Origin of the sequence: Aequoribacter sp. (assembly GCF_965659035.1) — a bacterium.
Taxonomy (GTDB): domain Bacteria; phylum Pseudomonadota; class Gammaproteobacteria; order Pseudomonadales; family Halieaceae; genus Aequoribacter.
Genome location: NZ_CBFHWH010000017.1, coordinates 1 through 23,269, shown reverse-complemented (window position 1 = coordinate 23,269; position 23,269 = coordinate 1). Strand labels below are relative to the sequence as shown.

19 protein-coding genes and 1 pseudogene are annotated in these 23,269 nt (G+C 52.3%); 12 read left to right on the top strand and 8 right to left on the bottom strand.

The features are described from left to right. Positions 1-3: 3 nt before the first annotated feature. Complete coding sequence (locus ACTF5Z_RS04680; RefSeq protein ID WP_438984690.1) at positions 4-807, top strand: queuosine precursor transporter; 804 nt, start codon at positions 4-6, stop codon at positions 805-807. On the opposite strand, the gene hda is transcribed toward ACTF5Z_RS04680, so the two are convergent. Then, complete coding sequence (gene hda / locus ACTF5Z_RS04675) at positions 804-1,517, bottom strand: DnaA regulatory inactivator Hda (protein WP_438984689.1); 714 nt, start codon at positions 1,515-1,517, stop codon at positions 804-806. The two genes, ACTF5Z_RS04680 and hda, sit on opposite strands and share 4 nt — an antisense overlap. Then, the gene (locus tag ACTF5Z_RS04670; RefSeq protein ID WP_438984688.1) at positions 1,514-2,545 is read right to left on the bottom strand and encodes a DUF2066 domain-containing protein; all 1,032 of its coding nucleotides are present in this window, start codon (positions 2,543-2,545) and stop codon (positions 1,514-1,516) included. Before ACTF5Z_RS04670 ends, hda begins: the two co-directional genes overlap by 4 nt. 132 nt (positions 2,546-2,677) lie before the next feature. Here ACTF5Z_RS04670 and purM point away from each other — a divergent pair, with 132 nt between their 5' ends. From purM to ACTF5Z_RS04655, 3 genes are all read left to right on the top strand, one after another. Beyond that, a complete protein-coding gene (gene purM, locus ACTF5Z_RS04665; protein ID WP_438984687.1) occupies positions 2,678-3,712 on the top strand; it encodes a phosphoribosylformylglycinamidine cyclo-ligase in 1,035 nt (344 codons plus the stop codon). Beyond that, entirely contained in the window at positions 3,709-4,347 is a 639-nt protein-coding gene (purN, locus tag ACTF5Z_RS04660; RefSeq protein ID WP_438984686.1) for a phosphoribosylglycinamide formyltransferase, read from the top strand. Before purM ends, purN begins: the two co-directional genes overlap by 4 nt. Before the next feature lie 109 nt (positions 4,348-4,456). Beyond that, positions 4,457-5,062: a DUF3108 domain-containing protein gene (locus ACTF5Z_RS04655; RefSeq protein WP_438984685.1), complete on the top strand. Its 606-nt coding sequence runs from the start codon at positions 4,457-4,459 to the stop codon at positions 5,060-5,062. Here the strand turns inward: ACTF5Z_RS04655 and dcd are convergent. Continuing rightward, positions 5,043-5,612, bottom strand: a complete 570-nt coding sequence (dcd, locus tag ACTF5Z_RS04650) for a dCTP deaminase (protein ID WP_423849955.1) — start codon at positions 5,610-5,612, stop codon at positions 5,043-5,045. The two genes, ACTF5Z_RS04655 and dcd, sit on opposite strands and share 20 nt — an antisense overlap. Positions 5,613-5,627: 15 nt before the next feature. Next, positions 5,628-6,434, bottom strand: a complete 807-nt coding sequence (gene apbC / locus ACTF5Z_RS04645; protein ID WP_438984684.1) for an iron-sulfur cluster carrier protein ApbC — start codon at positions 6,432-6,434, stop codon at positions 5,628-5,630. Between the two features lie 125 nt (positions 6,435-6,559). Here apbC and metG point away from each other — a divergent pair, with 125 nt between their 5' ends. The 7 genes from metG to ACTF5Z_RS04610 all read left to right on the top strand — a co-directional run bounded on the left by metG (position 6,560) and on the right by ACTF5Z_RS04610 (position 14,028). Continuing rightward, positions 6,560-8,611, top strand: coding sequence for a methionine--tRNA ligase (gene metG, locus ACTF5Z_RS04640; protein WP_438984683.1), 2,052 nt, complete (start codon positions 6,560-6,562; stop codon positions 8,609-8,611). Between the two features lie 67 nt (positions 8,612-8,678). Next, positions 8,679-9,257, top strand: coding sequence for an electron transport complex subunit RsxA (gene rsxA, locus ACTF5Z_RS04635; protein WP_423849960.1), 579 nt, complete (start codon positions 8,679-8,681; stop codon positions 9,255-9,257). Between the two features lie 3 nt (positions 9,258-9,260). Continuing rightward, positions 9,261-9,857, top strand: a complete 597-nt coding sequence (gene rsxB, locus ACTF5Z_RS04630) for an electron transport complex subunit RsxB (RefSeq protein WP_423849958.1) — start codon at positions 9,261-9,263, stop codon at positions 9,855-9,857. After that, complete coding sequence (gene rsxC, locus ACTF5Z_RS04625) at positions 9,854-11,578, top strand: electron transport complex subunit RsxC (RefSeq protein WP_438984682.1); 1,725 nt, start codon at positions 9,854-9,856, stop codon at positions 11,576-11,578. The genes rsxB and rsxC overlap by 4 nt, the downstream gene beginning before the upstream one ends. After that, complete coding sequence (gene rsxD, locus ACTF5Z_RS04620) at positions 11,575-12,603, top strand: electron transport complex subunit RsxD (protein ID WP_438984681.1); 1,029 nt, start codon at positions 11,575-11,577, stop codon at positions 12,601-12,603. Before rsxC ends, rsxD begins: the two co-directional genes overlap by 4 nt. After that, complete coding sequence (rsxG, locus tag ACTF5Z_RS04615; protein ID WP_438984680.1) at positions 12,600-13,331, top strand: electron transport complex subunit RsxG; 732 nt, start codon at positions 12,600-12,602, stop codon at positions 13,329-13,331. Before rsxD ends, rsxG begins: the two co-directional genes overlap by 4 nt. Next, a complete protein-coding gene (locus ACTF5Z_RS04610) occupies positions 13,321-14,028 on the top strand; it encodes an electron transport complex subunit E (protein ID WP_438984679.1) in 708 nt (235 codons plus the stop codon). The genes rsxG and ACTF5Z_RS04610 overlap by 11 nt, the downstream gene beginning before the upstream one ends. Here ACTF5Z_RS04610 and ACTF5Z_RS04605 read toward each other — a convergent pair. The 4 genes from ACTF5Z_RS04605 to ACTF5Z_RS04590 all read right to left on the bottom strand — a co-directional run bounded on the left by ACTF5Z_RS04605 (position 14,018) and on the right by ACTF5Z_RS04590 (position 22,824). Beyond that, on the bottom strand, positions 14,018-14,428 hold the full coding sequence (locus ACTF5Z_RS04605) for a hypothetical protein (protein WP_438984678.1): 411 nt from the start codon (positions 14,426-14,428) through the stop codon (positions 14,018-14,020). The two genes, ACTF5Z_RS04610 and ACTF5Z_RS04605, sit on opposite strands and share 11 nt — an antisense overlap. Further along, the gene (rimI, locus tag ACTF5Z_RS04600) at positions 14,425-14,886 is read right to left on the bottom strand and encodes a ribosomal protein S18-alanine N-acetyltransferase (protein ID WP_438984677.1); all 462 of its coding nucleotides are present in this window, start codon (positions 14,884-14,886) and stop codon (positions 14,425-14,427) included. The genes ACTF5Z_RS04605 and rimI overlap by 4 nt, the downstream gene beginning before the upstream one ends. Further along, a complete protein-coding gene (locus ACTF5Z_RS04595; RefSeq protein WP_438984676.1) occupies positions 14,883-15,773 on the bottom strand; it encodes a hypothetical protein in 891 nt (296 codons plus the stop codon). The genes rimI and ACTF5Z_RS04595 overlap by 4 nt, the downstream gene beginning before the upstream one ends. Positions 15,774-15,858: 85 nt before the next feature. Next, positions 15,859-22,824 carry a hypothetical protein gene (locus tag ACTF5Z_RS04590; protein ID WP_438984675.1) on the bottom strand — a complete coding sequence of 2,322 codons (6,966 nt, stop codon included), beginning with the start codon at positions 22,822-22,824 and terminating at the stop codon, positions 15,859-15,861. Positions 22,825-23,012: 188 nt separating this feature from the next. On the opposite strand from ACTF5Z_RS04590, the pseudogene ACTF5Z_RS04585 reads away from it, so the two are divergent. Then, positions 23,013-23,269, top strand: a pseudogene (locus ACTF5Z_RS04585) (selenide, water dikinase SelD); the annotation flags it as partial.

Genomic DNA, 23,269 nt, shown 5'->3' with positions numbered 1-23,269 from the left:
ATCATGTCAGAGGGGCCAAGCACAGCCATCATTTTTGAACGACGCGAACGGGTATTTTTGGTGCTTGCTGGCGTATTTTTGTCGGCTATGACCTTACTAAACGTTATTGGCATTACGCGTTTCGTGCAGCTAGGCCCACTAGCCCTAGCTGTTGGCGTACTCCCCTACCCACTCACCTTTCTGTGCACGGATTTAATTTGTGAGCTCTATGGCCGTAGTCGTGCCAACTTTTTGGTGAGTGTGGGTTTGGGTATCAATATATTAATCTTGTTGGTTCTAACACTCGGTAATATCGTACCGTCGGTGCCAGCCGACACACTTCCTCCCTGGCAAGTGTTGCAACTCAGCGAACCCGTCGCCCTCCCCAATGGACAAATCGTCTCGGGATCGATCGAGCTTTATAGCTTGATTTATGCGACGACGTCAGGTGCCGTCTTTGCCTCTATGCTCGCCTACATTGCAGCGCAGTATTGTGACGTGCAACTGTTTCACTTTTGGAAGCGGCTCACCAAGGGACGCCACCTCTGGCTAAGAAACAACTTAAGTACTCTAGTGAGCCAGTGGGTCGACGCCACCATGGTAGTGACGGTTACCTTCGGCGCAGCCTTCCTGCGAGACGAACTCGCTTTCCAAACAATGCTGGTATTAATTTTAAGTAACTATGCGTTCAAAGCGGTCGTTGCACTTCTGGACACTGCACCATTGTATTTACTGGTGCATTATTTGCGACGTTATCTCCACTTGGCACCGTTGGAATTGGCAATACCTCTCGGACAGGAGATTGAGGCGAGCAGAACACGGAACTAGGTCAGTGACAGCTGCCTACGCAACGACTCGTTCTGCTGCAACACCGATTTCACCAGCGGTATCGTCACTTTACGCTGCTCGGCTAAACTGGCTTGATCTAACTGGTCTAGCAGTTGTAACCAGTACTTGAGATCGCGCGGTAGATGATTCGTAATGTAGGGATAAACATCCTCGTTCACTTTTATTCCTCTAAATCGCGCGCGTTCACTGAATATTTTCACTCGCTCCTGATCGTTGTAATTGCCGAGCTCAAAGGCGGGAAACAAGGTGAAGCGCGAACGAAGATCCGCCAGCGGCGTGTCGACATATCGAGGGGCGACCTGCGATGAACATACCCAGCGTCCTCCTTGAGCGTGATGCCGATTGAATAAATGAAAGAGTGCCTCGGACCAGGCCACAGTCTGAGCCAATTTATCAATGTCGTCGAAGACCAGGCAATATGTCGCCTCAAGCCCATCCAGCATAGTCGGATCACACGATGCGATCAGTTCATCCGCAGGCAAATACAGAGCTGTTTGGTCATTTGCGCAGGCCAGTGCGCTAAGAAGGTGTGTTTTACCGGTAGAGTAAGCACCGGTTAGCCAAACAGAATCGGTGCCTTCTAACTGCTCTCGCACCAACAATCGGTTTTCATTGAAAACAAAATTGTCAAAGGTGAATCCATCAGGCAGTTGCACATTCAGCGTGAGTTGTCGCGTAAAAAGGCTCATAGACCGAGTCCAAAGCGCATACCGCGTTCATTAACCTCGATATATTCGAGACCCAAAGCATCCTGCAGGATTTGCTTGAATTGGTCCCTCGAAACGGGCGACTCGACGCCCAAAGTTAAACTTTGACCATCCAGACGAATAACACGAACTGACTCGACAAACACGTTAGCCTCGAGCGCACGCATAATCCGACGATAATCTTGGAAATTGGTCAACCCATCAATCACGATGTTGGGTAAATCAGCTTCATCCGCAGTGACGGCCAATTCACTGCGAGCGCGACGCACGAGCAGTTCAACCAACGCTGATACCGCCTCCGTTGTATCGGCATATAACGCCTCAAGTTGTGTGTTTAAGCGACCCTCCTCCACGGATAGAACGCTCAGCAGAATCCGATTGTCGGTGAGCTCCGCCCATTTAATCACCCTTTGCGTTTGGGGTTGATAGCGCTGCATAGCCCTCGCTAATGGTACCGTCTGGCTTTGCCATAGCGCATCAGGGGACACCGTCACAGTATCGGTCAAGTCGTATAAAGGTAGGTCAAAATCCAAACGATACTCATCTAGGAGAGTCTTTACGCCTTCGACAAGCGCGAAATCACGGCGGGCATCGAGGTACCTGACATCGCCATTGAGGTCACTAACGACCCACCACAACAGAGGTCTTGCCCGATCGGCAGGAACCAATCCTAAGCCCTCTGCAAAAATGGCCTGCGTGAGCGCTTGAGCATCAAACTCGTAAGAAACGACTTGTCTGCTCCCGGATGACGCGTCGCGCACCCCCAAGAAAATCGCCTGCTTTAGCAGGGACTTCCCTTGATTCAAAATTGGGGTGAGTTTCGTTTGCTCAGTTTCAAGAGTCATAGATTTGAGTAGTGACAGAAGCGCCAGATTAGCCCCTGCATCTAACTCACTGGCAGATTGACTCTCGATTTCTGCCGTCGCTCTGAATACACCGTTTTCTTGAGAGCGCGCTATCACACTGAACAGCAGAGCGATGGTCATCAATACGACTAATGATATTCGCACAGCGAATCCCGAAATAATGAAAATCCAAGTGTATCAAGACGCGCCTCTTGTGTAACTGTACCGATGTTAGTTCATGCATTTCATGGCGAAAAAACGTAGAATGCGCATTTTCCAGATCGAGCCCTACTCACCATGACTGAAGCTACAGGTTTTACCTACAAAGACGCCGGTGTTGACATCGATGCAGGCGAGGCCCTTGTTGACCGAATTAAAGACGTCGCGGTTAGAACGCGACGCCCAGAAGTTCTGAGCGGTTTGGGTGGCTTCGGCGCGATGTGCGCGATACCTGCAGGCTATAAAGAGCCAGTGTTAGTCAGCGGCACAGATGGCGTAGGCACAAAATTGAAGCTCGCGATGCAACTCCAACAGCACGACACAATTGGTATCGATTTGGTCGCGATGTGCGTTAATGATCTAGTGGTAGCGGGTGCTGAGCCTCTGTTCTTCTTGGATTATTACGCCACCGGCGCATTGGATGTCGATATTGCAGCGCAAGTGGTACACGGTATTGGCGAAGGTTGCTTACAAGCCGGATGTTCACTCGTCGGCGGTGAAACAGCCGAGATGCCAGGGATGTACGAGGGTAATGACTACGACTTAGCAGGGTTTTGCGTCGGCGTCGTCGAAAAGTCCAAGGTCATTACTGGTGACACCGTTGCCGAGGGCGATGTGCTCGTTGCGATGGCCAGTTCAGGACCGCACTCCAACGGCTATTCGCTGATTCGACACATCATCGACCAAAAAGGTTTAGACGTCAGCGCCGATCTTGACGGGAGCACCGTTGCGCAAAAACTGATGGCACCCACGCGCATTTACGTAAAGTCTGTGCTTGCGTTGATGGAGACAACTAACATCAAAGCCTTGTCGCACATCACAGGCGGTGGTATCACAGAAAACCTACCCCGTGTACTGCCCGCAGACTGCGGAGCCGAAATCAACCTAGGCAGCTGGAACCGACCCACTGTGTTCGACTACCTTGCCCAACACGGACAAGTAGCCGAGAAAGAAATGCTTCGCACCTTCAATTGCGGCGTTGGCATGATTATCTGCGTGGCAGCGGATGCTCTGGAAACTACCTTGGCCACGTTGACGGCACAGGGTGAAACGGCTTGGCACATTGGGACCATTGTAAAGCGCGGTAGCGCGGCGGTAACGTATATCTCGTGAGGCTCGCATTTTTCATATCAGGTCGTGGCAGCAATATGGAAGTCATCCTGGATGCCATCGATCAGGGACATATTCCGGCCACTGCAAACTTGGTAGTCTCCAACAAAGCCGACGCTCTTGGACTTTCCACAGCACGCGAGCGCGGAATCCCAAGCATTTTTTGTGACCACCGCGATTATGAGTCTCGCGAAGCGTACGATCATGTTCTGGTCCGCCACCTGCAGGACCATCAGATCGACGCCGTGATTCTCGCTGGTTTTATGCGCATTCTATCACCGGTTTTAATCCGAGAATTTGAAGGAAAAATGCTCAACATTCATCCATCTTTATTGCCTAAATACCCGGGACTGCACACGCATCAAAGAGCTCTGGACGCTGGCGACACTGAGGCGGGAGCCACCGTTCACTTTGTGATTGAGGAACTTGATGCAGGTGCCGCGGTCTTACAAGCTAGGGTCCCGATAAAGGAAAGCGACGATGCGGCTAAACTCAGCGAGCGCGTTTTACAGATGGAGCACATCATTTACCCGCTGGCCGTCAAATGGTTAGCAGAGGGGCGCATTCATTGGCAGGGCGGAGCAGCTTACCTTGATCAAGAACCTATTCCTGAGCACGGCGTACAGTTTTCAATGTAATTGGCACAGAGCTCTTATTCTGGTGCTGAGCCTGATCGCGCTTTCCGCTAATGCCGACGCATTAAAACCTTATCACCTAAGTTATAAAACGACCGCAAAAGGCCTGTCCATGGACCTTGAGCGCTCGCTGAAGCTAACCGAAAAAGGCGATTACCTGCTGACCAATCAAGCCAAAATTTTACTGGCGGGTTTTATCGAAACCAGCGTCTTCGAACAGCACGACGGTACGATTCAAGCAAAGCGTTATGTATACCGGGGAACCGGTTTGATAAGCCAAAAGCGTGAACTCGTGTTTGACCCTGAGCTGAGCAGTATCAAAAGTTACGATAAGGGGGCATGGCATGAACTGGACCTTACGCCGATGACCTACGACCGCGTCAGTCAACTGGAACAGCTGCGTTTATCCCTCATCCAGGGAGCCGATCCCAAAATGGGGTTTGCCGTGGAGATAGCTGATCGTAAAAAAATCAAACACTACAAGCTAGACTTCGTGGGCGAGGAAGTCATTGAAACAGATCTGGGCCCGATACCCACAATCCGATTTCAGCGAGGAGCCGAGGATGATGAGCGAGAGTCAAACATCTGGCTCGCCCCTGCCTGGGATTTTTTAATGGTAAAAACGACCCACGTTGAAGACGGCACACTCATTGCGGCCACCGTGAGCAAAGCGTATCTCGATGGCCAAGCTTTATCGATCACGCCCGAGGAAGAGTAACCCCACGCTGCCCCTGATACTTGCCGCCGCGGTCTTTGTAGCTCACTTCGCACACCTCATCGGACTCAAAAAACAACATTTGAGCGACGCCCTCGTTTGCGTAGATCTTGGCCGGCAAAGTGGTGGTATTCGAGAATTCGAGGGTAACGTGTCCTTCCCACTCGGGCTCTAACGGCGTTACGTTCACAATGATACCGCAACGCGCGTAGGTCGATTTACCCAGACATACCGTGAGCACATTGCGTGGGATCCGAAAATACTCAACTGTGCGCGCCAACGCGAACGAATTGGGCGGGATGATACAGACATCTGACTCAACATCCACAAACGAGCTCTCATCAAAGGCTTTCGGATCCACAGTCGCTGAGTGAATATTGGTAAACACTTTGAATTCACGCGAACAACGAACATCGTAGCCATAGCTTGAGGTGCCGTAAGACACGATTTTATCGCCTGCCGCGTCTTGGCGCACCTGGCCCGGCTCGAAGGGTTCAATCATGCCGTGCTGAATCGCCATTTCTTTAATCCAGCGGTCAGATTTAATGCTCATATCGATATCCTTAAATTATTCGTCACTGAATTGTACGGTTGGGGCAAGGGGTTTTAGTCGAGCCTCGAGTGCCGTCAGCAAATTTTTGGCGCAGTTTTTGTACAGTTCGCCCTCAGCAGAGTCAGGAGAAGCGACGACGATGGGCTTACCTGCATCACTAGATTCACGAATAGAAAGCGCCAAAGGCAAACTACCAAGTACCTCTACCCCATAATCTTCGGCAACCTGAGCTGCGCCATTGGCACCAAAAATGGCTTCTTGATGACCACAGCGACTGCACACATGAATCGCCATGTTTTCGATCAAACCCAGTATAGGCACATGGACTTTACCAAACATTTCGATGCCTTTTTTAGCATCCAACAAAGCGATATCTTGAGGCGTCGTGACAATGACAGCCCCTGCCAGAGCGGCTTTTTGCGATAAGGTCAACTGGATATCACCCGTGCCTGGTGGCATATCGACGATTAAAATATCCAAATCTCCCCACAACGTTTGATCGAGCATTTGAGTGAGCGCACCGCCCGCCATGGGCCCCCGCCATACCATTGGGGTTTTCTCGGTCACTAAATACCCCATCGACATGGTCTTCAGACCATAGGCCTCCACTGGATACAAGAACTGTCGTCCTTGAGTTTCGGGTTTGGTGCCTTCAGCAACACCAAGCATCATCGCTTGACTGGGACCATAGATATCGGCGTCTAGCAAGCCAACCCGCTTTCCCATCCCTTGCAAGGCCAAAGCGAGGTTTACCGCGGTAGTCGATTTGCCCACACCGCCTTTGCCAGACGCTACAGCGATAATTGCGCCAATTTGATTCATCTGCGGCTCCAAAGCATAAAATAGGGCCTAGTATAAGGAGCTAACCCGCCTGCAACAACGTTAGGTTTTGGAAAAAATGCCCAGCAAGCGGTATCATACGCGCCCCGTGTTTAAAGGCTTACATTATGTCCTACCAACAACCGCGCCGTATTCTCGTCACGAGCGCTCTTCCCTACGCTAATGGGCCGCTACACCTCGGCCACATGCTCGAACAAATCCAGACCGACATCTGGGTAAGATTCCAGCAATCACAGGGTAACGAGTGTTATTACATATGTGCGGACGACGCCCACGGTACGGCCATCATGCTAAAAGCCCAAGCCCTAGGCATTACGCCCGAGCAGCTTATCGAGCAAGTGCGTGAACAACACGAACGTGACTCACGAGGATTCCTAGTCAATTTTGATCATTTTTACAGCACCCACAGCGACGAAAATCGCTACTGGAGTGAGCGGATCTATGGCGCCTTGCGGGACGCGGGCCAGATTGTGAAGCGCAACATTGTGCAAGCCTTCGACCCCGAGAAGGGTCTGTTCTTGGCAGACCGCTTCATTAAAGGCACCTGCCCAAAATGCAAAACCAGCGACCAATATGGCGATAACTGTGAAAGCTGCGGCGCCACCTATACCCCCAATGACCTCATAGATCCCGTCTCTGCACTGTCAGGTGCTAAACCCGTGCAAAAAGAGTCAGAGCACTACTTTTTGGATTTAGCCCAATCTAGCGAATTGCTCACGGATTGGATTAACAGCGGTCGCCTGCAGTCCCAGGTAGCGAACAAATTACGCGAGTGGCTCGATGCGGGCTTGCAAGGTTGGGACATCAGCCGCGACGCACCCTACTTCGGCTTCGAGATACCGGACGCTCCCGGCAAATACTTTTACGTCTGGCTGGATGCACCGATTGGTTATATCGCCAGCTTCGACAACTTCAGTAAGCAAAACAACCTAGATTTCGAGTCATTTTGGTTTGATGGCAAGGCGACCGAGCTCTATCACTTTATCGGCAAAGACATTATTAACTTTCACGGATTATTCTGGCCCGCCATGTTAAACGCGGCCGGTTTGCGAGCGCCTTCAGCGATTTATGCCCACGGATTTCTGACGGTAAACGGCACCAAAATGTCGAAAAGCCGAGGCACTTTCATCAATGCGAGCAATTACTTATCTCATCTATCTCCCGAGTATTTACGCTATTACTTCGCCGCGAAACTTGGCCCATCGGTAGATGACATCGATCTGAATCTGGAAGACTTTGTGCAGCGAGTCAATTCCGATGTTGTCGGCAAAATTGTGAACATCGCCTCACGTTGCGCGGGCTTTTTGAAGAAACGTTTCGATAATACCCTAGCGGCAGAGCAAGAAGCGCCCGAGCTCCTATCAGGTTTACTGGATGCTCGCAGCTCTATCGCCGCTCATTTTGAGGGCCGCGATTACAACCGAGCTATCCGAGAAGTAATTGCCCTAGCCGATAGGGTGAATCAGTTTATCGACGAGAAACAACCCTGGGTGCTGGCTAAAGACGAAGCCAATAACGCCCAAGTACATCGCGTCTGCTCAGACGGTGTACAGGCCTTCCGTATCCTAGTTTCGTATCTGGCACCGGTCCTCCCAGAAATGGCCGCCAAATCGGAAAACTTCTTAAACACCAAATTGACGTTTTCAAATCTAGAGTCTGGTTTGTTGCCTGCAGGACACCGACTCGAGCCTTTCTCGCCCTTAATGCAACGCATCGAAATGAGCGCGGTAGAGGCCATGATCGAAGCCGAAAAAGCGGCTGCAGCAGCGCAAGCACCTATTAAAGACACGCCAAAAGCCGGACCTTCGGCCTCTGATCATCCTCCAATTGCCGAACAAATTGACTTTGACACCTTTGCTAAAGTTGACTTACGCGTAGCAGATATTATCTCTGCCGAGGAAGTCGAAGGTGCTGACAAACTACTGCGACTGACAGTGTCATTAGGGGACAGTGAACGCACGATCATAGCGGGCATCAAAAGCGCCTACAGTGCAGATCAACTCGTCGGTCGTCAGATCGTCGTCGTGGCAAACTTAGCGCCTCGCAAAATGCGCTTTGGCACCTCAGAAGGCATGGCTCTGGCAGCAGGTCCGGGTGGCTCAGACATATTTCTGCTGGCACCAGACTCAGGTGCAAGGGCGGGGATGCAAGTAAAATAATGGACTAAAATGGGGTATGGGAGCCTGCCATACCCTGAACTCAGTGGGCATCAAGAGTACCGACCGAATGATTGCTGAATTTGCTGCACTACTACTCGCCACTGTTTTAGTTAACAATTTCGTTTTGGTGCAATTTTTGGGCCTTTGCCCTTTCATGGGCGTGTCGAACAAAGTCGAAACGGCGATGGGGATGTCCATGGCGACTGCGTTTGTGCTGACGCTTGCATCGGGCTGCAGCTACCTGACTTATCATCTTATTCTTACTCCACTAAATCTAGAGTACTTGCGAACCATCTCTTTTATTTTGGTTATCGCAGCTGTCGTTCAATTCACTGAACTGCTCATCCGCAAAACCAGCCCCTTGCTCCATCGAGTTCTGGGGGTGTTTTTACCACTCATTACCACCAACTGCGCGGTGCTTGGCGTGGCTTTACTGAATATCAACAAAGCGCATACGTTTGTAGAGTCGCTCTGGTATGGCTTTGGTGCGGCACTCGGGTTTGCCTTAGTGCTGATCCTGTTTTCAGCAATGCGCGAACGCTTGGCCGCGGCCGATGTACCCGCCGCTTTCGAGGGCCCGGCAATTGGCATGATTGCCGCTGGACTGATGTCACTTGCGTTCATGGGATTTGCGGGATTGGTATAGTCTATGGACAGCGCTTCACTCAACAACTTATGGTGGGCCATCGCGGCGCTGTTAGCCCTAGGCGGAGGTTTCGGGGCGTTACTGGGCTTTGCCGCAATCAAGTTCAAGACCGAAGGTAACCCCGTGGTCGATCAGGTCAATGCATTGCTGCCCCAAACTCAATGTGGACAGTGCAGCTACCCCGGTTGCCGCCCTTACGCGGAGGCCATTGTAGCCGGTGAGGCGATCAACAAATGTCCGCCAGGTGGTGAAGCGACGATCCATCAACTGGCTGATTTGCTGAATCTTGAACCGCTGCCACTCGATGCTGAACACGGCGTTGAAAAACCAAAAACTGTGGCCTACATTCACGAAGACGAGTGCATCGGCTGCACCAAATGTATTCAGGCTTGTCCCGTGGATGCTATTCTCGGCGCCGCAAAGCTTATGCACACGGTCATTGCCAGCGAATGTACTGGGTGTGACCTTTGCGTCGAACCTTGCCCTGTCGATTGCATCGACATGATCGAACTACCCACAACACTGCAAAACTGGTCATGGCCCTTGCCACACCAGACATCAATAATCGCCACAGATAAACTCCATGGTAATGCTGTATGAACGTTAGCTACAGTTTTCACGGCGGCATACACCCTGAAGAACACAAAAACGAATCGAATACTTCCGCGATTCAAACTGCACCTCTGCCATCCTATTTGATTTTACCCGTCTCACAGCACATCGGCGCGTCTGCTAAACCGGCAGTTAGTGTTGGCCAGCGAGTGCTGAAAGGGGAACTTATTGCCCACGCCGACGGCCCCTTAAGCGCCGCCGTCCACGCCTCGAGCTCGGGCTATATTGTAGCCATCGAACCACAGATAGTGGCTCACCCATCGGGCCTGAGTGATACCTGTATTGTCATTGAAACAGACGGGCACGACGAGTCAGCATCGGCCACCCCTCACCCGAATTGGCAGACCTATGAGACGACCAAACTACTGGGGCTCCTCCGCGACCAAGGCATTGCCGGCCTTGGCGGAGCGGGCTTCCCCAGCGCTTACAAGCTAAATAGTGACGCCATAGATACGCTCATCATTAACGGTGTGGAATGCGAACCTTACATCACGGCTGACGATCGACTTATGCGCGAGCGAAGTGATTTGTTAGAGCAAGGTATCAACATCTTGCAGCACATCACCGGTGCACAGAAAGTACTAATCGGCATAGAAGACAATAAACCTGAGGCTACCGAGGCCGTTCGCTCTGCCTGTGAAAATCGAGACTGGAGGATCATAAGCATTCCCACCAAGTATCCATCGGGCGGTGAAAAACAACTCATTGAGCTACTAACGGGCAAGCAAGTGCCCCGAGACGGGATTCCAGCTGACCTTGGCATCGTGTGCCAGAATGTCGCAACCGCCGCAGCGATTGCGCAAGCGGTCTTACATGGGCAACCCCTAATATCGCGCATTACGACACTGACGGGTGATTGTATTACCCGCAAAGGCAACTACGAAGTGCGACTTGGAACACCCGTCGAACATCTTTTGCAGCACGGGGGCTATTCGCGAGAACAAAGCCAAAAAGTCATTATGGGTGGCCCTCTCATGGGCTTCACCCTACCCGATCTGAGTGTGCCCATTGTCAAAACAACAAACTGCATTCTTGCACCCAGCAAAACTGAGCTCGCAAGCGACACTCAAAGCCAACCCTGTATCCGATGCGGGCACTGCGCCGACGTCTGCCCCGCGTCACTGCTGCCACAACAGCTCTATTGGTATGCTAAAAGTCAAAACCATGAGCAACTAAACGCCCATAATTTAGCCGACTGTATCGAGTGCGGCGCGTGTGCTTACGTCTGCCCAAGTGCTTTACCTTTGGTCCAATTTTACCGAGCCGCGAAAGCCGAGATCAAAGAAAAGTCCATCGAGCAGCGTCAAGCTGACATCGCCAAAACTCGCTTTGAAGCGCGTCAGGCGCGTTTAGAGAGAGACGCTGCGGAGCGTGAAGCAACGCGCGCTGCGCGTAAAGCCGAGGCGAAGGCCAAGGCAGAGCAAGACTCTCGCTTTGCTGGCGAGGAAGACCCGGTTCAGGCTGCAATAGAGAGAGCGAAAGCGAAAAAAGCTCGACTGCAGCAAAGCGCCGAAGCTGGTTCAGTCAGTGGCAAAATTGAGGAACTCAAAGCCAAGCTAGAGCGCGCAAAATTTGGTTTAGAGCAGGCGCAGGTCAGTGGTAAAGAGGAAAAAGTACTCACAGCTCTTTCCGCTAGTGTTCAGCGCCTAGAGCGTCTCTTGGCGAGCGAGCAGGCTAAACAAGCACAGACACAGGAGGGCTCAGAATGATGCTGCAACAAGTGTCGTCACCGCACCTACGTGCTGCTCGACCCACCGAAGAAATCATGCTCCGAGTGTTACTGGCCTTGGTGCCAGGTATTATCGCCATGGCGCATTTTTTTGGACCCGGTGTATTCACCAATATGCTCGTCGCCTGCGTTAGTGCCGTCCTGTGCGAGTCATTATGTCTGAGCATGCGCGATCACCCAGTCTTACGCTCTCTTAGAGACTACAGCGCAGTGGTAACCGCTGTACTACTGGCACTTGCCCTACCGCCCTATTCACCCTGGTGGTTAATCGCGATTGGTACGATAGCAGCCATTGGGCTGGCCAAACATGTATTCGGCGGTCTGGGGAATAACCCTTTCAATCCCGCTATGGTCGGTTACGTCGTCTTGCTGGTTTCGTTTCCTGTCCATATGACACAGTGGACCGCGCCAAGCTCATTGGCTACCACCCCAGGGATTTGGGATAGTGTTCTAGCCGCGATGGGCTCCCAGGCCTACGACGCTGTCACCATGGCGACGCCTTTGGACCTCATGAGACAAAATGACGGTCTTATGGTTAGCGCGCTTTGGCAACAATATCCACAATTTGGTCGTTTCTCGGGCGTAGGGTGGGAGTGGATTAACTTGGCGTTTCTAGCCGGCGGTTTGTGGCTTTTACAGCAAAAAATCTTTAACTGGCATGCGCCGGTGGGCATGCTTGCTGCGCTTGGTTTGATGAGTGCCCTGTTCTATGACGGCGGATCGTCCGCGAGCGGTGGCTCGCCACTATTCCACTGGTTAAGCGGCGCCACCATGTTGGGCGCTTTTTTTATCATCACTGACCCGGTTTCTGGCGCGACATCTAATTTAGGGCGCTTAATTTTTGGCGCACTGGTGGGACTGCTCGTTTACTGCATTCGTGTTTGGGGCTCTTACCCTGATGCAGTGGCGTTTGCGGTATTACTGATGAATTTTGCAGCGCCCTTCATCGACTACTACACTCAACCTAAGCCCTACGGACAACAAGCGCGGGACAGCGAAAAATGATGGCTCGGTCGGTTATTCAGCATAGTTTGGCCCTGGCCGGCTTCGCGGCTATTTGCGCTTTCGTTCTAGCCTTCACTCAAGCTAACACCGCGGAACCCATCGCTCAAGCCAAAGCCAAAGCCAGAGCCCAAGCACTGGCTGAAGTCATGCCGCCCAACTATTACCTCGACCCCATTCTCGATGAGAGCTTCTTGGTCTCTAGCGCCACTGGCACTCGGTTCATTGCTTCGGGAACAAAAATCCTGCGCGCCCTCAGCAATGGGATAGTGGTAGGGATCATCGTTCCAATCCGAACATCCGAGGGATACAGCGGCGACATCGATTTACTGGTCGGTGTCGATAACACACTGGCCATTACCGGCGTAAGGGTCCTGGCCCATAAAGAAACGCCTGGACTTGGCGATAAAATACAGCGCAACAAATCACCCTGGATTGACGGTTTTTTGGGCAAATCGCTCTCGGATACACAAGCAAGCGCTTGGGCAGTAAGAAAAGACGGCGGCTCTTTCGATCAATTTACCGGAGCCACCATCACACCCCGCGCCGTGATCCAGGCCGTATATGGCACCCTGCTGTACGCTCGAGACAACTATGAGACGCTGTTCGAAGCGCCGTTACCTGACGGATTGAGTGATATTACACTCACTGAAGATTCAATAAGGGCAAAACTCATAAGCCAACTGGGAGCTCCAACAAACCCGATAAAAGGACCCACCTATGCGGAGTGACCTTAAAGACCTTACATTTAAGGGCCTGTGGAGCAACAATCCCGCGCTCGTTCAACTACTGGGTTTATGTCCTCTGCTGGCGGTCAGCACCAATATCGCCAATGCACTTGGCCTAGGTCTGGCGACTTTATTCGTGTTAGTGGTATCTAACGTATCGGTATCACTGGTTCGCAACATCGTCAGTAATGCCATCCGACTTCCGGTCTTCGTGCTCATTATCGCCTCGGCCGTTACTTGTACCGAATTATTGATGCAAGCGTACAGCTTCGAACTTTATGAGGTTCTAGGCATCTTTTTACCACTGATTACGACTAACTGCGCCATCCTCGGACGAGCCGAGGCATTTGCCAGTAAAAATGCTATGTTACCTGCCGCCTACGATGGCTTGATGATGGGATTCGGTTTCGCATTGGTATTGGTTGTGTTGGGCGCGATTCGAGAGCTGTTAGGCACAGGTATCCTCTTCGCAGATATGCAGTTGTTATTCGGATCCCAGGCGGCAACTTGGCGTTGGGTCGTGTTTGACGACTACGAGCCGTTCTTGTTAGCAGTATTGCCACCCGGCGCGTTTATTTTCACAGGCCTACTTATCGCCCTGAAAAATAGACTAGACCAGCATTTTGCCGATAAACAAACCACACAAGGAGCGGTCGAAGCAGGTAGCAAACGCGCTCGCGTGACCGGCGTTATTCGTTAAGCGACTCAACAACCAGCTCTAGACCATCTAAGATCTCGTCGACGATGGCGTCATCAAGACCTCGGTTCTCTTCATCGCAGACGTAGGTCACAAACAGAGTTAAACTTTGAGCACGCAACCACCACTCGCGAATCGAAGCGCCATCCTCCAGATAAACAGTTTCCACCCCATCAAAATCGCCGCAACAACAGCTACTCCACTCTAAGTTATCGTGCTCGGCGTTCAACTTAGCCAGTTCTTCAATACTCGGTTGCGCTTCGCCGGGCTCAGCTAATAATTGACTAATCTCGATAGTACCCACCTCATCTCGGTCGGTAATCAGAATACTTTCGTCGTCTTGTTCGGCATTCCATTCATCGGGCAAACCAAGACGCCACCACTGTGTTTCAAGCACTCTCATTGTGTCTCCAATTGCTTAGACATAAGCACCGCATCTTCGCGGCTACCGTCGGGGTTGGGATAATAGCGTTTTCGCAGGCCGTCTTGAACAAAACCTAGGCTCTCGTACAAGCGAATAGCGCCGGCATTTGAGGCACGCACTTCGAGCAAACAGCGGTCACAGCCTTGCGTCTGGCCCCACCTGAGTCCTTCCGCCAACAGTCGTGCCGCAAGGCCTTGTCTGCGCTTATCAGGATTGACGCCAAGATTGTATAGCGCGCAGCTCTCATACTCTCTGGCCATAACGGCATAGGCTACTATAGCTGACGCATCTCTTAGTACCAGCACAATCTCGTTTTCATCCGATCTGCACGCGGGGTAAAACGTTTCTTCAGTCCAGCGCGACTCGCCGCACTCTCTCGCAAGATTTGCCAGAGCCTCAAGATCCGATAGCCCCGCTTGAGCTAAGATCAGACTCACGCGAATCCGTTGACGATCAAATCTTGCCACAATAAACGCTTAAGGGATTGATCCCCAAGCATGGCGTCAAGACTAGGGCCGGCTAGGATCTGCTTGTCTGCGGCATGCTGGACAAACACCTGCGCTAGTTGTTGGCTTAAATCACCGAGCAATAAAACTCGCCTATCGCTCTGGGCCGTGTGCTTACTTAAAAAACCTGCAAAAGCGGATTTCGCTGCCTCAGGCTCATTAGCGGGCACCCCCGGTATTGGCCAGTGAAATTCCAGCACGCTGGGTAAGGCTGCGGCATCTGACTGGCTAGAATTCGCTGCATGACAGGCTAAACTGATATTCTTCGACAATGCCCAGTGCTGGGCCTGCAATTGTGCGCCCACCGCCACTAAGGTGACGTGCGCATGCGCATAAACGAGCGCCGTAAATTTAGAGGGCAAGACCGTGCCGGTTGGACTTGGACTAGTGCTGACACTGGCACTTTCAGGAACCGGTATTTCTTCAGCCTTAATTCTTTGGTCGTCGCTTTGTCGTGTGTCAAGTGCGACTGTTTTAACGACCTCGGAGGCCTGGGGCTGCACATCTGGCACCATTGGAGCTTGCGTATCCGCCGTACCGGATCGAGTCTGGTTGCCCATCAACGATTCACGCACGGCTGCTAAGCTGGCTGTAGGATTGGCACCCGAAACATCCACCTGTTTGGCACTAGACTCCACAACCATTGCATTCGCATCCGAAGATACGCTAGATACCAAAGCAACTTCACTGGCTATCGGCACTGCTCTGGGCAATATCGTGCCAAACACTGGCTGACGCATCAAAACCAGAGGCTGAATACCGAGCGCCTTCAGGTAGGCGAGCTTGTGGAATTCCTGTTGTGGGTGCGGTGTCTTCATGCCGCAGATGCTACCACAGATGCAGAAGTTTTCGCGCCAAAAAAAGCCGAGCATTGAGCTCGGCTTACAGCAAGACTATCAATACCTAGGGGATACAAGTGAAGGTCTGGGTCACCGTCGCCGCACCCGGGTTAGCAATGGAGACACTCACAGTGTCAGCACCCGCCGTTGCTGCCACTGACGCAATCTCTATACCGATTCGGTAGGCATTTGCTGCATTATTGTTTGGCACTGTAAATGTGGTCGGTGACACGATCGAGCAATCTCCCGTTGCGCTTACCGTGATGGTCGCACCATTTGCCGGCTGGTTGTTGTACTGATCCGAAAAGTACGCCACGTAGCTACCTGCCGCCACGGTGTCGACGCCGGGTTCAACCAAGACCGACAAATCAGGTGTCGCGCCTATATCAACTAGGGCAATATAGAGATTGTCCGAAGGCGATAAAATCAGCGAGATGTTATCAAAGACAGACAACGTCGTTCCGGTACATTCACCACTGGTCAAAGTCGCCGCGGTACAGCCAATACCAGTATAGAGATTGTCTCCGTCTTCACGAGAACCGGAACTATCGTCATCCACAAAGAACTCATTGATTTGGTAGGCACCATCCTCGTTCGCGTCCAAATAAGGCTCGCCAAGATCATGCTGAGCATCGATGAATTCATTCAGGAAATCACTCATCAAACCATCGCCATCCACATCCAAAAAGCTTTCTTCACCTGTGGTTGTCGCTAAGATTGTAGTTCGAGAGCCCTGCTCGATACTGAGAGATGAGGGACACGGATCGAAAGTACCAAGCGCATCGTTGTTGGCCGTTCCATCCCCGTCGTTATCGTAGTCAGGGCAATCCACCGTCGATAAATTGCTACCGATTGGCTTAGGCGCTTGCGAGCGCCACACCACCGAACACTCGCCCGAGACGATAGAGCAACTCGCGTCAATGGCGCCGTATTCCGTTGTGAAGTAAACAACTGAACCATCGGGCACCACGTTATTGTAGCGATCAGCCAGACGGACGGAGATATTCGATGTTTGATTCACAGCAGGATAAGCCTGTGACACCGACAAGTTGTCCGAGAAAATCGTGAACGAATTTTGATCGGGAATCGCGGTCGACACGGTCACGAGAGTCGATGAAATGAGCTGCCCTGTCGAATTTAGTTCAGCCGTAACCAATGTGCTGGTGGGTACGTTACCTGAGTTTAGGGTAACACTCACCAAACCATCTGAACCACTGACGGCAGATGGTGCGCTCAACGCCAGTCCACCTACAGTAGACGACAAAGAGAAGTTGACCGTCTCGCCTTGAACCGGTGAGCCGTTACCGTCGACTACACGGAATTGCGCTACCGCCGTTTCAGACACGTTACTCAGGGCCCCCGTACCAGCGATGGCCAGCGTTGTAGGAGTCACATCGACGGCCTCAATCGACACAGCTTCGACGGCTGCGGCAATGGTCAGTACTTGCGATGCAGTCTGAGCAGTCGCGCTACCACCAAACTGCAGCGTAGCAATCACCTCGTCATCACCAGTGCAACCAGCGCCTGCCGTGTAAGTCGCGCTTACCTGACCTGAGCTGGTAGTGATCGGACTCGCAGGGGATAGCGTCGCTAAACCGTTATCCAAGCAGTACGAGCTAAAGGCCACAACCTGGGCTGACTTGATCCGATCCGCATCACTCGCATTAGTAATATCCAAATCCGAATTTACGATATCCAATTGCAACACCGCGGAGCCCTGGTTCACCAAACTACCCGAAGCTGGGGTTGATGCAAGATCCGCCTCAGTAAAGTTGATGCCATCAATCGTTCCTATCAACAAATTAGGTGCAACCGCTTGTACATCAGCCACTACCGATACTGTACCCAGTGCCGAAACATAACTTGCACTCAGTTCGCCAATACCAGAGGTAATATCATCGGTGTAGGCAATGGTTACCTGAGCAACACCTGTGGCATCAGTCAACACATAACCATCAATGGGGGTCAACTGACCTTTTGCGCTCACGAATTGAATCAAGCGATTTTCCAGTGCATTCCCGCCTAAATCAGTCAAAGTAACACTCGCCGTAATCAAGCGATAAGGTGCGACCGAAGAGACAATTGCATTGTCCAGCGCTGCCGAAGTTGAGTCCAGAAAGGTAAGAGCAGATAACTCGTAAGGAGCGCCCAGTGATTCAATACCTTTGGTTGCACTAAAGACTTCCCCACCCACATCAATCGACGCCGTCAAGGTACCCGCACCCACCGTGCCATCACTGCTCACCGTGAAGGTCGCTTCCAGGTTACCCGCGTTATCCACCAACAGAGCCGTACCATTGCCCGCTACCGTACCGATCGTACTTGCCAAGCTCACCGTGTCGCCCGCCGATACCGCATAGTCCGCACTACCAGCTACCGTCACAACGACCGTCATGTCAGACGCCGCATCGAACTGCGTGCTCGCAACACCACCCACCGTCGTCGCAATACTCACCGTCGCAGGTATCGTATCCGCAACCACAACACGCAAGGTCTGCGTGTAGGTATTGCCGTTCACCTGGTACGTCGCAGTCACCAAACCATCACTCGACGCGCCACCGTAGCTCAACACAAAGTCCGTCTCGCCCGCCGCATCCGTCACACCGCTGGTGCGGTTCAAGTTACCAATCGTACTCGCCAGATTTACCGTTTGACTCGCTACAGGATTACCCGCCGCATCGTCTAGGCTAACCGTCAAGGTCATCGGTGTACCCAAGGTCACTTGGGCAACGTCCGGCGTAATACCTAAGGTATAAGCCTCTGAACTCGTCGCTTCAATCGACTGCGTATCCACATACGTCTCACCCGCTGCCGTAAACGACGCCGTCAAGGTACCCGCACCCACAACACTCGCGTAATCCACCGTGAAGCTCGCAGTATAAACGCCCGCAATATCCGCAAGTACCGCCGTGCCGTTACCCACGACCGTACCCAAATCGGTCGTTAACGTAACCAACTGACCGGACAGGTCAGAAGCGTCTGTCGCCGCAACCGTCACACCCAAGGTCAAAGGATTGGCATCGCTGAATACCCAACCGTTGCTGCCATTGCCAATCGCAACGGTGTAGCTCACCGCCGAGTCCGAGGTCACCGATACGTTCGCTTGCGCGGTCACCGTACCCAGGCTCGTCTCAAAGGTCGCCGTCACAACACCTGCGCCAATCACGCCCGCTGCGTTCAATACAAAGCTTGCTTCGCCCGTACCGCCCGTCAACGCACTCGCTTGGTTCAAGCTACCAATCGTTGAGCTCACGCTCACCAATTCGTTGGCTACTGCAACCGCAGCACCCGTGCTGATGTCTTCCAAGGTCGCCACAAAGCTCAAGGGGCTCGCCGCACTCAGGCTCGAACCGTTCAAGGCTGTCGTACCGTCCGCTTGATACAGCGTCAACTGGAAGTTCGTGTCCGTCGCCGCCGCTTGAACGTTGCGCTGGCTATCAAACACCGTACCACTCACATCAATCGACGCCGTCAAAGTACCCGCACCCACCGTGCCATCACTGCTCACCGTGAAGGTCGCTTCAAGGTTACCCGCGTTATCCACCAACAGAGCCGTACCATTGCCCGCTACCGTACCGATCGTACTTGCCAAGCTCACCGTGTCGCCCGCCGATACCGCATAGTCCGCACTACCAGCTACCGTCACAACGACCGTCATGTCAGACGCCGCATCGAACTGCGTGCTCGCAACACCACCCACCGTCGTCGCTATGCTGACCGTCGGACCCGCCGGCGCAACTGCTTCCACTGTCGCGGTATTGCTAAACACCTCGGTGCCAGAATTGAAGCTTGCTGTCACAATTCCCGCACCAATTTGATCGGCATAGGACAGAACAAATACCGCGTCACCCAAGCCATTTGTTAGAGCTGAGGTCTTGTTCAACGAGCCTATTGTGCTTTGGAGGGTCACAATTTCGCCCACAGCCGGTGTCCCATTTGGCTGCTCTAAATTGACAGTAAGAGTGATATCCTGACCGAGAGTCATGGGACCGCCAGCAGAGGTTACCGTGATGACATAGGGGGTTGTGGAAACCGATTGGACGGTTTGTTGTGCTCTGATCACACCCAAATCACTGCCATAGGTTGCCTCGATAGTACCTGCACCGATTGCACCTGTAGACGACAACACGAAGGTCGCTATACCGCTAGCATCGGTCAGTTTAGAGCCAGCATCTAGGCTACCAATCGTGGAACTTAAATTGATGATTTCGCCTGAAGTTGCAAGCGGATCACCCTGCCCGTCGGTTAATTGAACTTGGACTGTCAGCGGTTCTGCCAGAGAGAAGCTTCCTGAAGCATCACTCAAATTGAAATCTAAACCGAAATTGTTACTCACATCGACAGCTTCGACATTTGCACTATCAGTCAAAGTCCCATCATTGGTTGTGAAGGAGGCCGTTACTATACCCGCACCCAAAATATCGTTGTACGATACGACGAATGAAGCCACGCCGGCACCATTGGTCAGTGCGCGACCGTTGCCAGCAATAGCACCGATATCAGAAGTCAGGGTAATGGCTTGATTCGCGACTTCGGCGCCAGTCGTTGAGGCCAAGGTGACGTTAACAACTAAATCACTGAGGGCACTAAAATTCGCGCCATCAACGGTAGCGTCCAGAGTTAAGGTGTAATTTTGATTCGTCGCAACGGATTCCACTGTGCGTTGAACACTTACAGTCTGCCCATCCAGACTATAACTCGCCGTCAGAACACCCGCACCAACGGTGCCGTCATGTTGCAGAGTGAAGCGGGCAACACCGAACTCATCGGTCAGTGCCGATCCGTTACCTACCAGAGTACCGATTGACGTAGAGGCAAAAACTACTTCGCCTGCCCCCACCAAGTTACCCTGACGATCGCGCACGGCCACTTCAAACACCAAATCTTCAACTGAGCTCAAAGTTCGAGTAGCAACACCCGCTTGGTTTTGGACCAACGGGGCTAAGCTTGGCGCCGTTGGGGACTCAGCCTCAACCACCGCGGAGCTCGTGAAGGTTTCGCTGCCAGAGGTAAACCTCACCGTCACCACGCCCGCGCCTACCACGTCGTTATAGCTGAGCGTGAATACTGCATTGCCGGAGCCATCGGTGACTGCTGAGGCTTTATCCAGAACACCCAGATCAGTTGCAATGTTTAGAATCTGACCTGAAGCCGCTACGCCATTTGGCGCTGTTAATGTCGCTGTTAAGAGAATGTCTTGACCCAAAGTCATGGGGCCACCGGCAGCGACCAAATCGAGCACGTAGGGCTCGGAGGCGATAGATTGAACTGTTTGCTGTGCACGTACTAAACCAAGATCGGTTTGGTACGTCGCTTCTAGAGTACCGGCACCCACAACACCCTCCGAGCGAAGCTCGAACGTTGCAACACCATTGCTGTCAGTGAGTTTTGATGCCGCGTTAAGCGTTCCTATGCTACTGCTCAAATTAATGATCTCGCCCGCTTTCAGAGCCGCCGCACCAACGCCGTCTGTTAATTGGACTCGCACTGTCATGGGCGAGCCTACAGCGAATTCCGTGGTAACCGACCCGTCATCTGCAAAAGTCGAAACTTCTAATCCAGCCGTTGGATCTGCCACAACAGCTTCTAAGTTGACTGAAGTACCTATGGCACCGCCTATTGGATTGAATGTCGCGGTCGCAACTCCGGCACCAATAACGTCATTAAAAGCCACTTCAAATATCGCGACCCCATTTGCGTCCGTCAAGGTGACTCCATTTGCCGGACTCACCTGACCCACGCTGGTGTTTAGTGCGATAGCTTGATTCGCCACCGAGCTTGTTGGCGAGGCCAAGGTTGCGCGAAGGGTAATCGGGGCACCTTGCGCGAAAGTGTTGGCGTCCATGCCCGCCGCGGGAATTGCAACGAGATCTAGAGTGTAGCCCGTAGCTGTGGCGACCGCTTGGATATTGCTGACTTTCGTTACCGAACCTTCAGCACTGTCGTAGCTTGCCGTCACGCTACCCGCACCTACCGTGCCATCGAAGGTTAAATCAAAAGAAGCTATGCCCTGCGCGTTTGTTAACGCACTACCATTACCGGCAATACTACCGAGAGTAGTCGCGAGCTGGACACTTTCGCCTGCACCTACCGGGATGAACAACCCACCATCAATGCGACGAACCAAGGCTTGTACTGTCAGTGGCTGCGACGAGGACAACACATTAGTCTGCACGTCGCTCTCGTTCACGATTTGAATTGAAATCTCGTAGGGTGCGCCAGTGTCTTGGGCTTGTAAATTCAGAGTATCGGTGTACGCCACGCCGTCCAAGGACGCAGTAACACCGACCGAGCCAGCGCCTTCAGTGCCATTAAATGAGACGGTGAAAACCGCATCACCATTGACATCGGTCAGCGCGGTATTGTTGCTAGGGCTAACATCACCTACATTTGTGGTAATCGTTACTAGCTCGCCACTGATGGGTGTCGCCGCACCGTCAAGAGTAGACAAAAAAGATGCGGTCAACGTTGCTGGCGAGCGTTGTGACAGGGTTGTTACCGTATCGCCGGTGCTGTTAGTGGCCGCAAGGCTCAGTGTGATGACGGGCTCGTTCGTGGGCTCGACAATTGATTGAACATTGAAGGTACCGCTATAGGTTGTTCCATCGACTACATACCTGGCGGTGACTGTTCCCGCGCCCTCTTCCTGATTAAACCCCAAGGTAAATTCCGCAATACCAGAAGCATTGGTCAACGCCGAGGCGTTCGCAGGCGTAATTGTTCCAACCGTGGATTCCAACTCCACCACGGCCCCAGACACAACTGACGCGGTATTGGTCGAAGTATCTTCTACCAGCACCTCAATTGTCAGGGGGCTGGAGGCAGAGAACTCGTTAGTTGCCGTGCCGCCAGCACTCTTGCCTGATACCGTCAGCGTGTAAGACGGAGTGGGCGTTCCATTGTTATCGGGCAAAAAACCGCCACCTGAGCCAGCACCGCCACCTCCGCCCCCGCAGGCAACAAGAACCAGAGTGGTTAATGCGCCTAAAATACGCTTAGCAAAAGTCAGTTTTGTTTGGGTGCTCGTCATGTTGGGATCCCTTATCACGCACAAGCGGTGCTTCGCCGCCTAGTTTTACTGTCAAGTTAACATAGACTATCACGGTTTTAGTCTAAATGCGTACCGCACATTCCATACAAAACGGTCACAATTCTTCAAACCCTTTACCGATATCAAGATCGCGGTATGATGAGGTGAATTGCCGCAAGGAACGCAACGTGGATAAAGAAAAAATCAGACTCACGCAGTACAGCCACGGGGCAGGATGCGGCTGCAAAATTGCGCCAGACGTACTCGATAAAATTTTAAAAGCGAGTACAGAGCGTAGCGCAGGAATCAGTCACCCAAATCTATTGGTAGGCAATGATCACAAGGACGATGCCGCCGCCATGAACATCGGCAATGGTCAAGCCATTCTCAGCACCACGGATTTTTTTATGCCAATTGTCGACGACGCCTTTGATTTCGGCCGAAT

What these genes read in the sequence shown, in the direction of transcription:
- ACTF5Z_RS04680 (WP_438984690.1), top strand. Translation starts at nt 4, where the DNA reads ATGTCAGAGGGGCCAAGCACAGCCATCATTTTTGAACGACGCGAACGG.
- hda (WP_438984689.1), bottom strand. Translation starts at nt 1,517, where the DNA reads ATGAGCCTTTTTACGCGACAACTCACGCTGAATGTGCAACTGCCTGAT.
- purM (WP_438984687.1), top strand. Translation starts at nt 2,678, where the DNA reads ATGACTGAAGCTACAGGTTTTACCTACAAAGACGCCGGTGTTGACATC.
- ACTF5Z_RS04655 (WP_438984685.1), top strand. Translation starts at nt 4,457, where the DNA reads ATGGACCTTGAGCGCTCGCTGAAGCTAACCGAAAAAGGCGATTACCTG.
- dcd (WP_423849955.1), bottom strand. Translation starts at nt 5,612, where the DNA reads ATGAGCATTAAATCTGACCGCTGGATTAAAGAAATGGCGATTCAGCAC.
- apbC (WP_438984684.1), bottom strand. Translation starts at nt 6,434, where the DNA reads ATGAATCAAATTGGCGCAATTATCGCTGTAGCGTCTGGCAAAGGCGGT.
- metG (WP_438984683.1), top strand. Translation starts at nt 6,560, where the DNA reads ATGTCCTACCAACAACCGCGCCGTATTCTCGTCACGAGCGCTCTTCCC.
- rsxA (WP_423849960.1), top strand. Translation starts at nt 8,679, where the DNA reads ATGATTGCTGAATTTGCTGCACTACTACTCGCCACTGTTTTAGTTAAC.
- rsxB (WP_423849958.1), top strand. Translation starts at nt 9,261, where the DNA reads ATGGACAGCGCTTCACTCAACAACTTATGGTGGGCCATCGCGGCGCTG.
- rsxC (WP_438984682.1), top strand. Translation starts at nt 9,854, where the DNA reads ATGAACGTTAGCTACAGTTTTCACGGCGGCATACACCCTGAAGAACAC.
- rsxD (WP_438984681.1), top strand. Translation starts at nt 11,575, where the DNA reads ATGATGCTGCAACAAGTGTCGTCACCGCACCTACGTGCTGCTCGACCC.
- rsxG (WP_438984680.1), top strand. Translation starts at nt 12,600, where the DNA reads ATGATGGCTCGGTCGGTTATTCAGCATAGTTTGGCCCTGGCCGGCTTC.
- ACTF5Z_RS04610 (WP_438984679.1), top strand. Translation starts at nt 13,321, where the DNA reads ATGCGGAGTGACCTTAAAGACCTTACATTTAAGGGCCTGTGGAGCAAC.
- ACTF5Z_RS04605 (WP_438984678.1), bottom strand. Translation starts at nt 14,428, where the DNA reads ATGAGAGTGCTTGAAACACAGTGGTGGCGTCTTGGTTTGCCCGATGAA.
- ACTF5Z_RS04595 (WP_438984676.1), bottom strand. Translation starts at nt 15,773, where the DNA reads ATGAAGACACCGCACCCACAACAGGAATTCCACAAGCTCGCCTACCTG.
- ACTF5Z_RS04590 (WP_438984675.1), bottom strand. Translation starts at nt 22,824, where the DNA reads ATGACGAGCACCCAAACAAAACTGACTTTTGCTAAGCGTATTTTAGGC.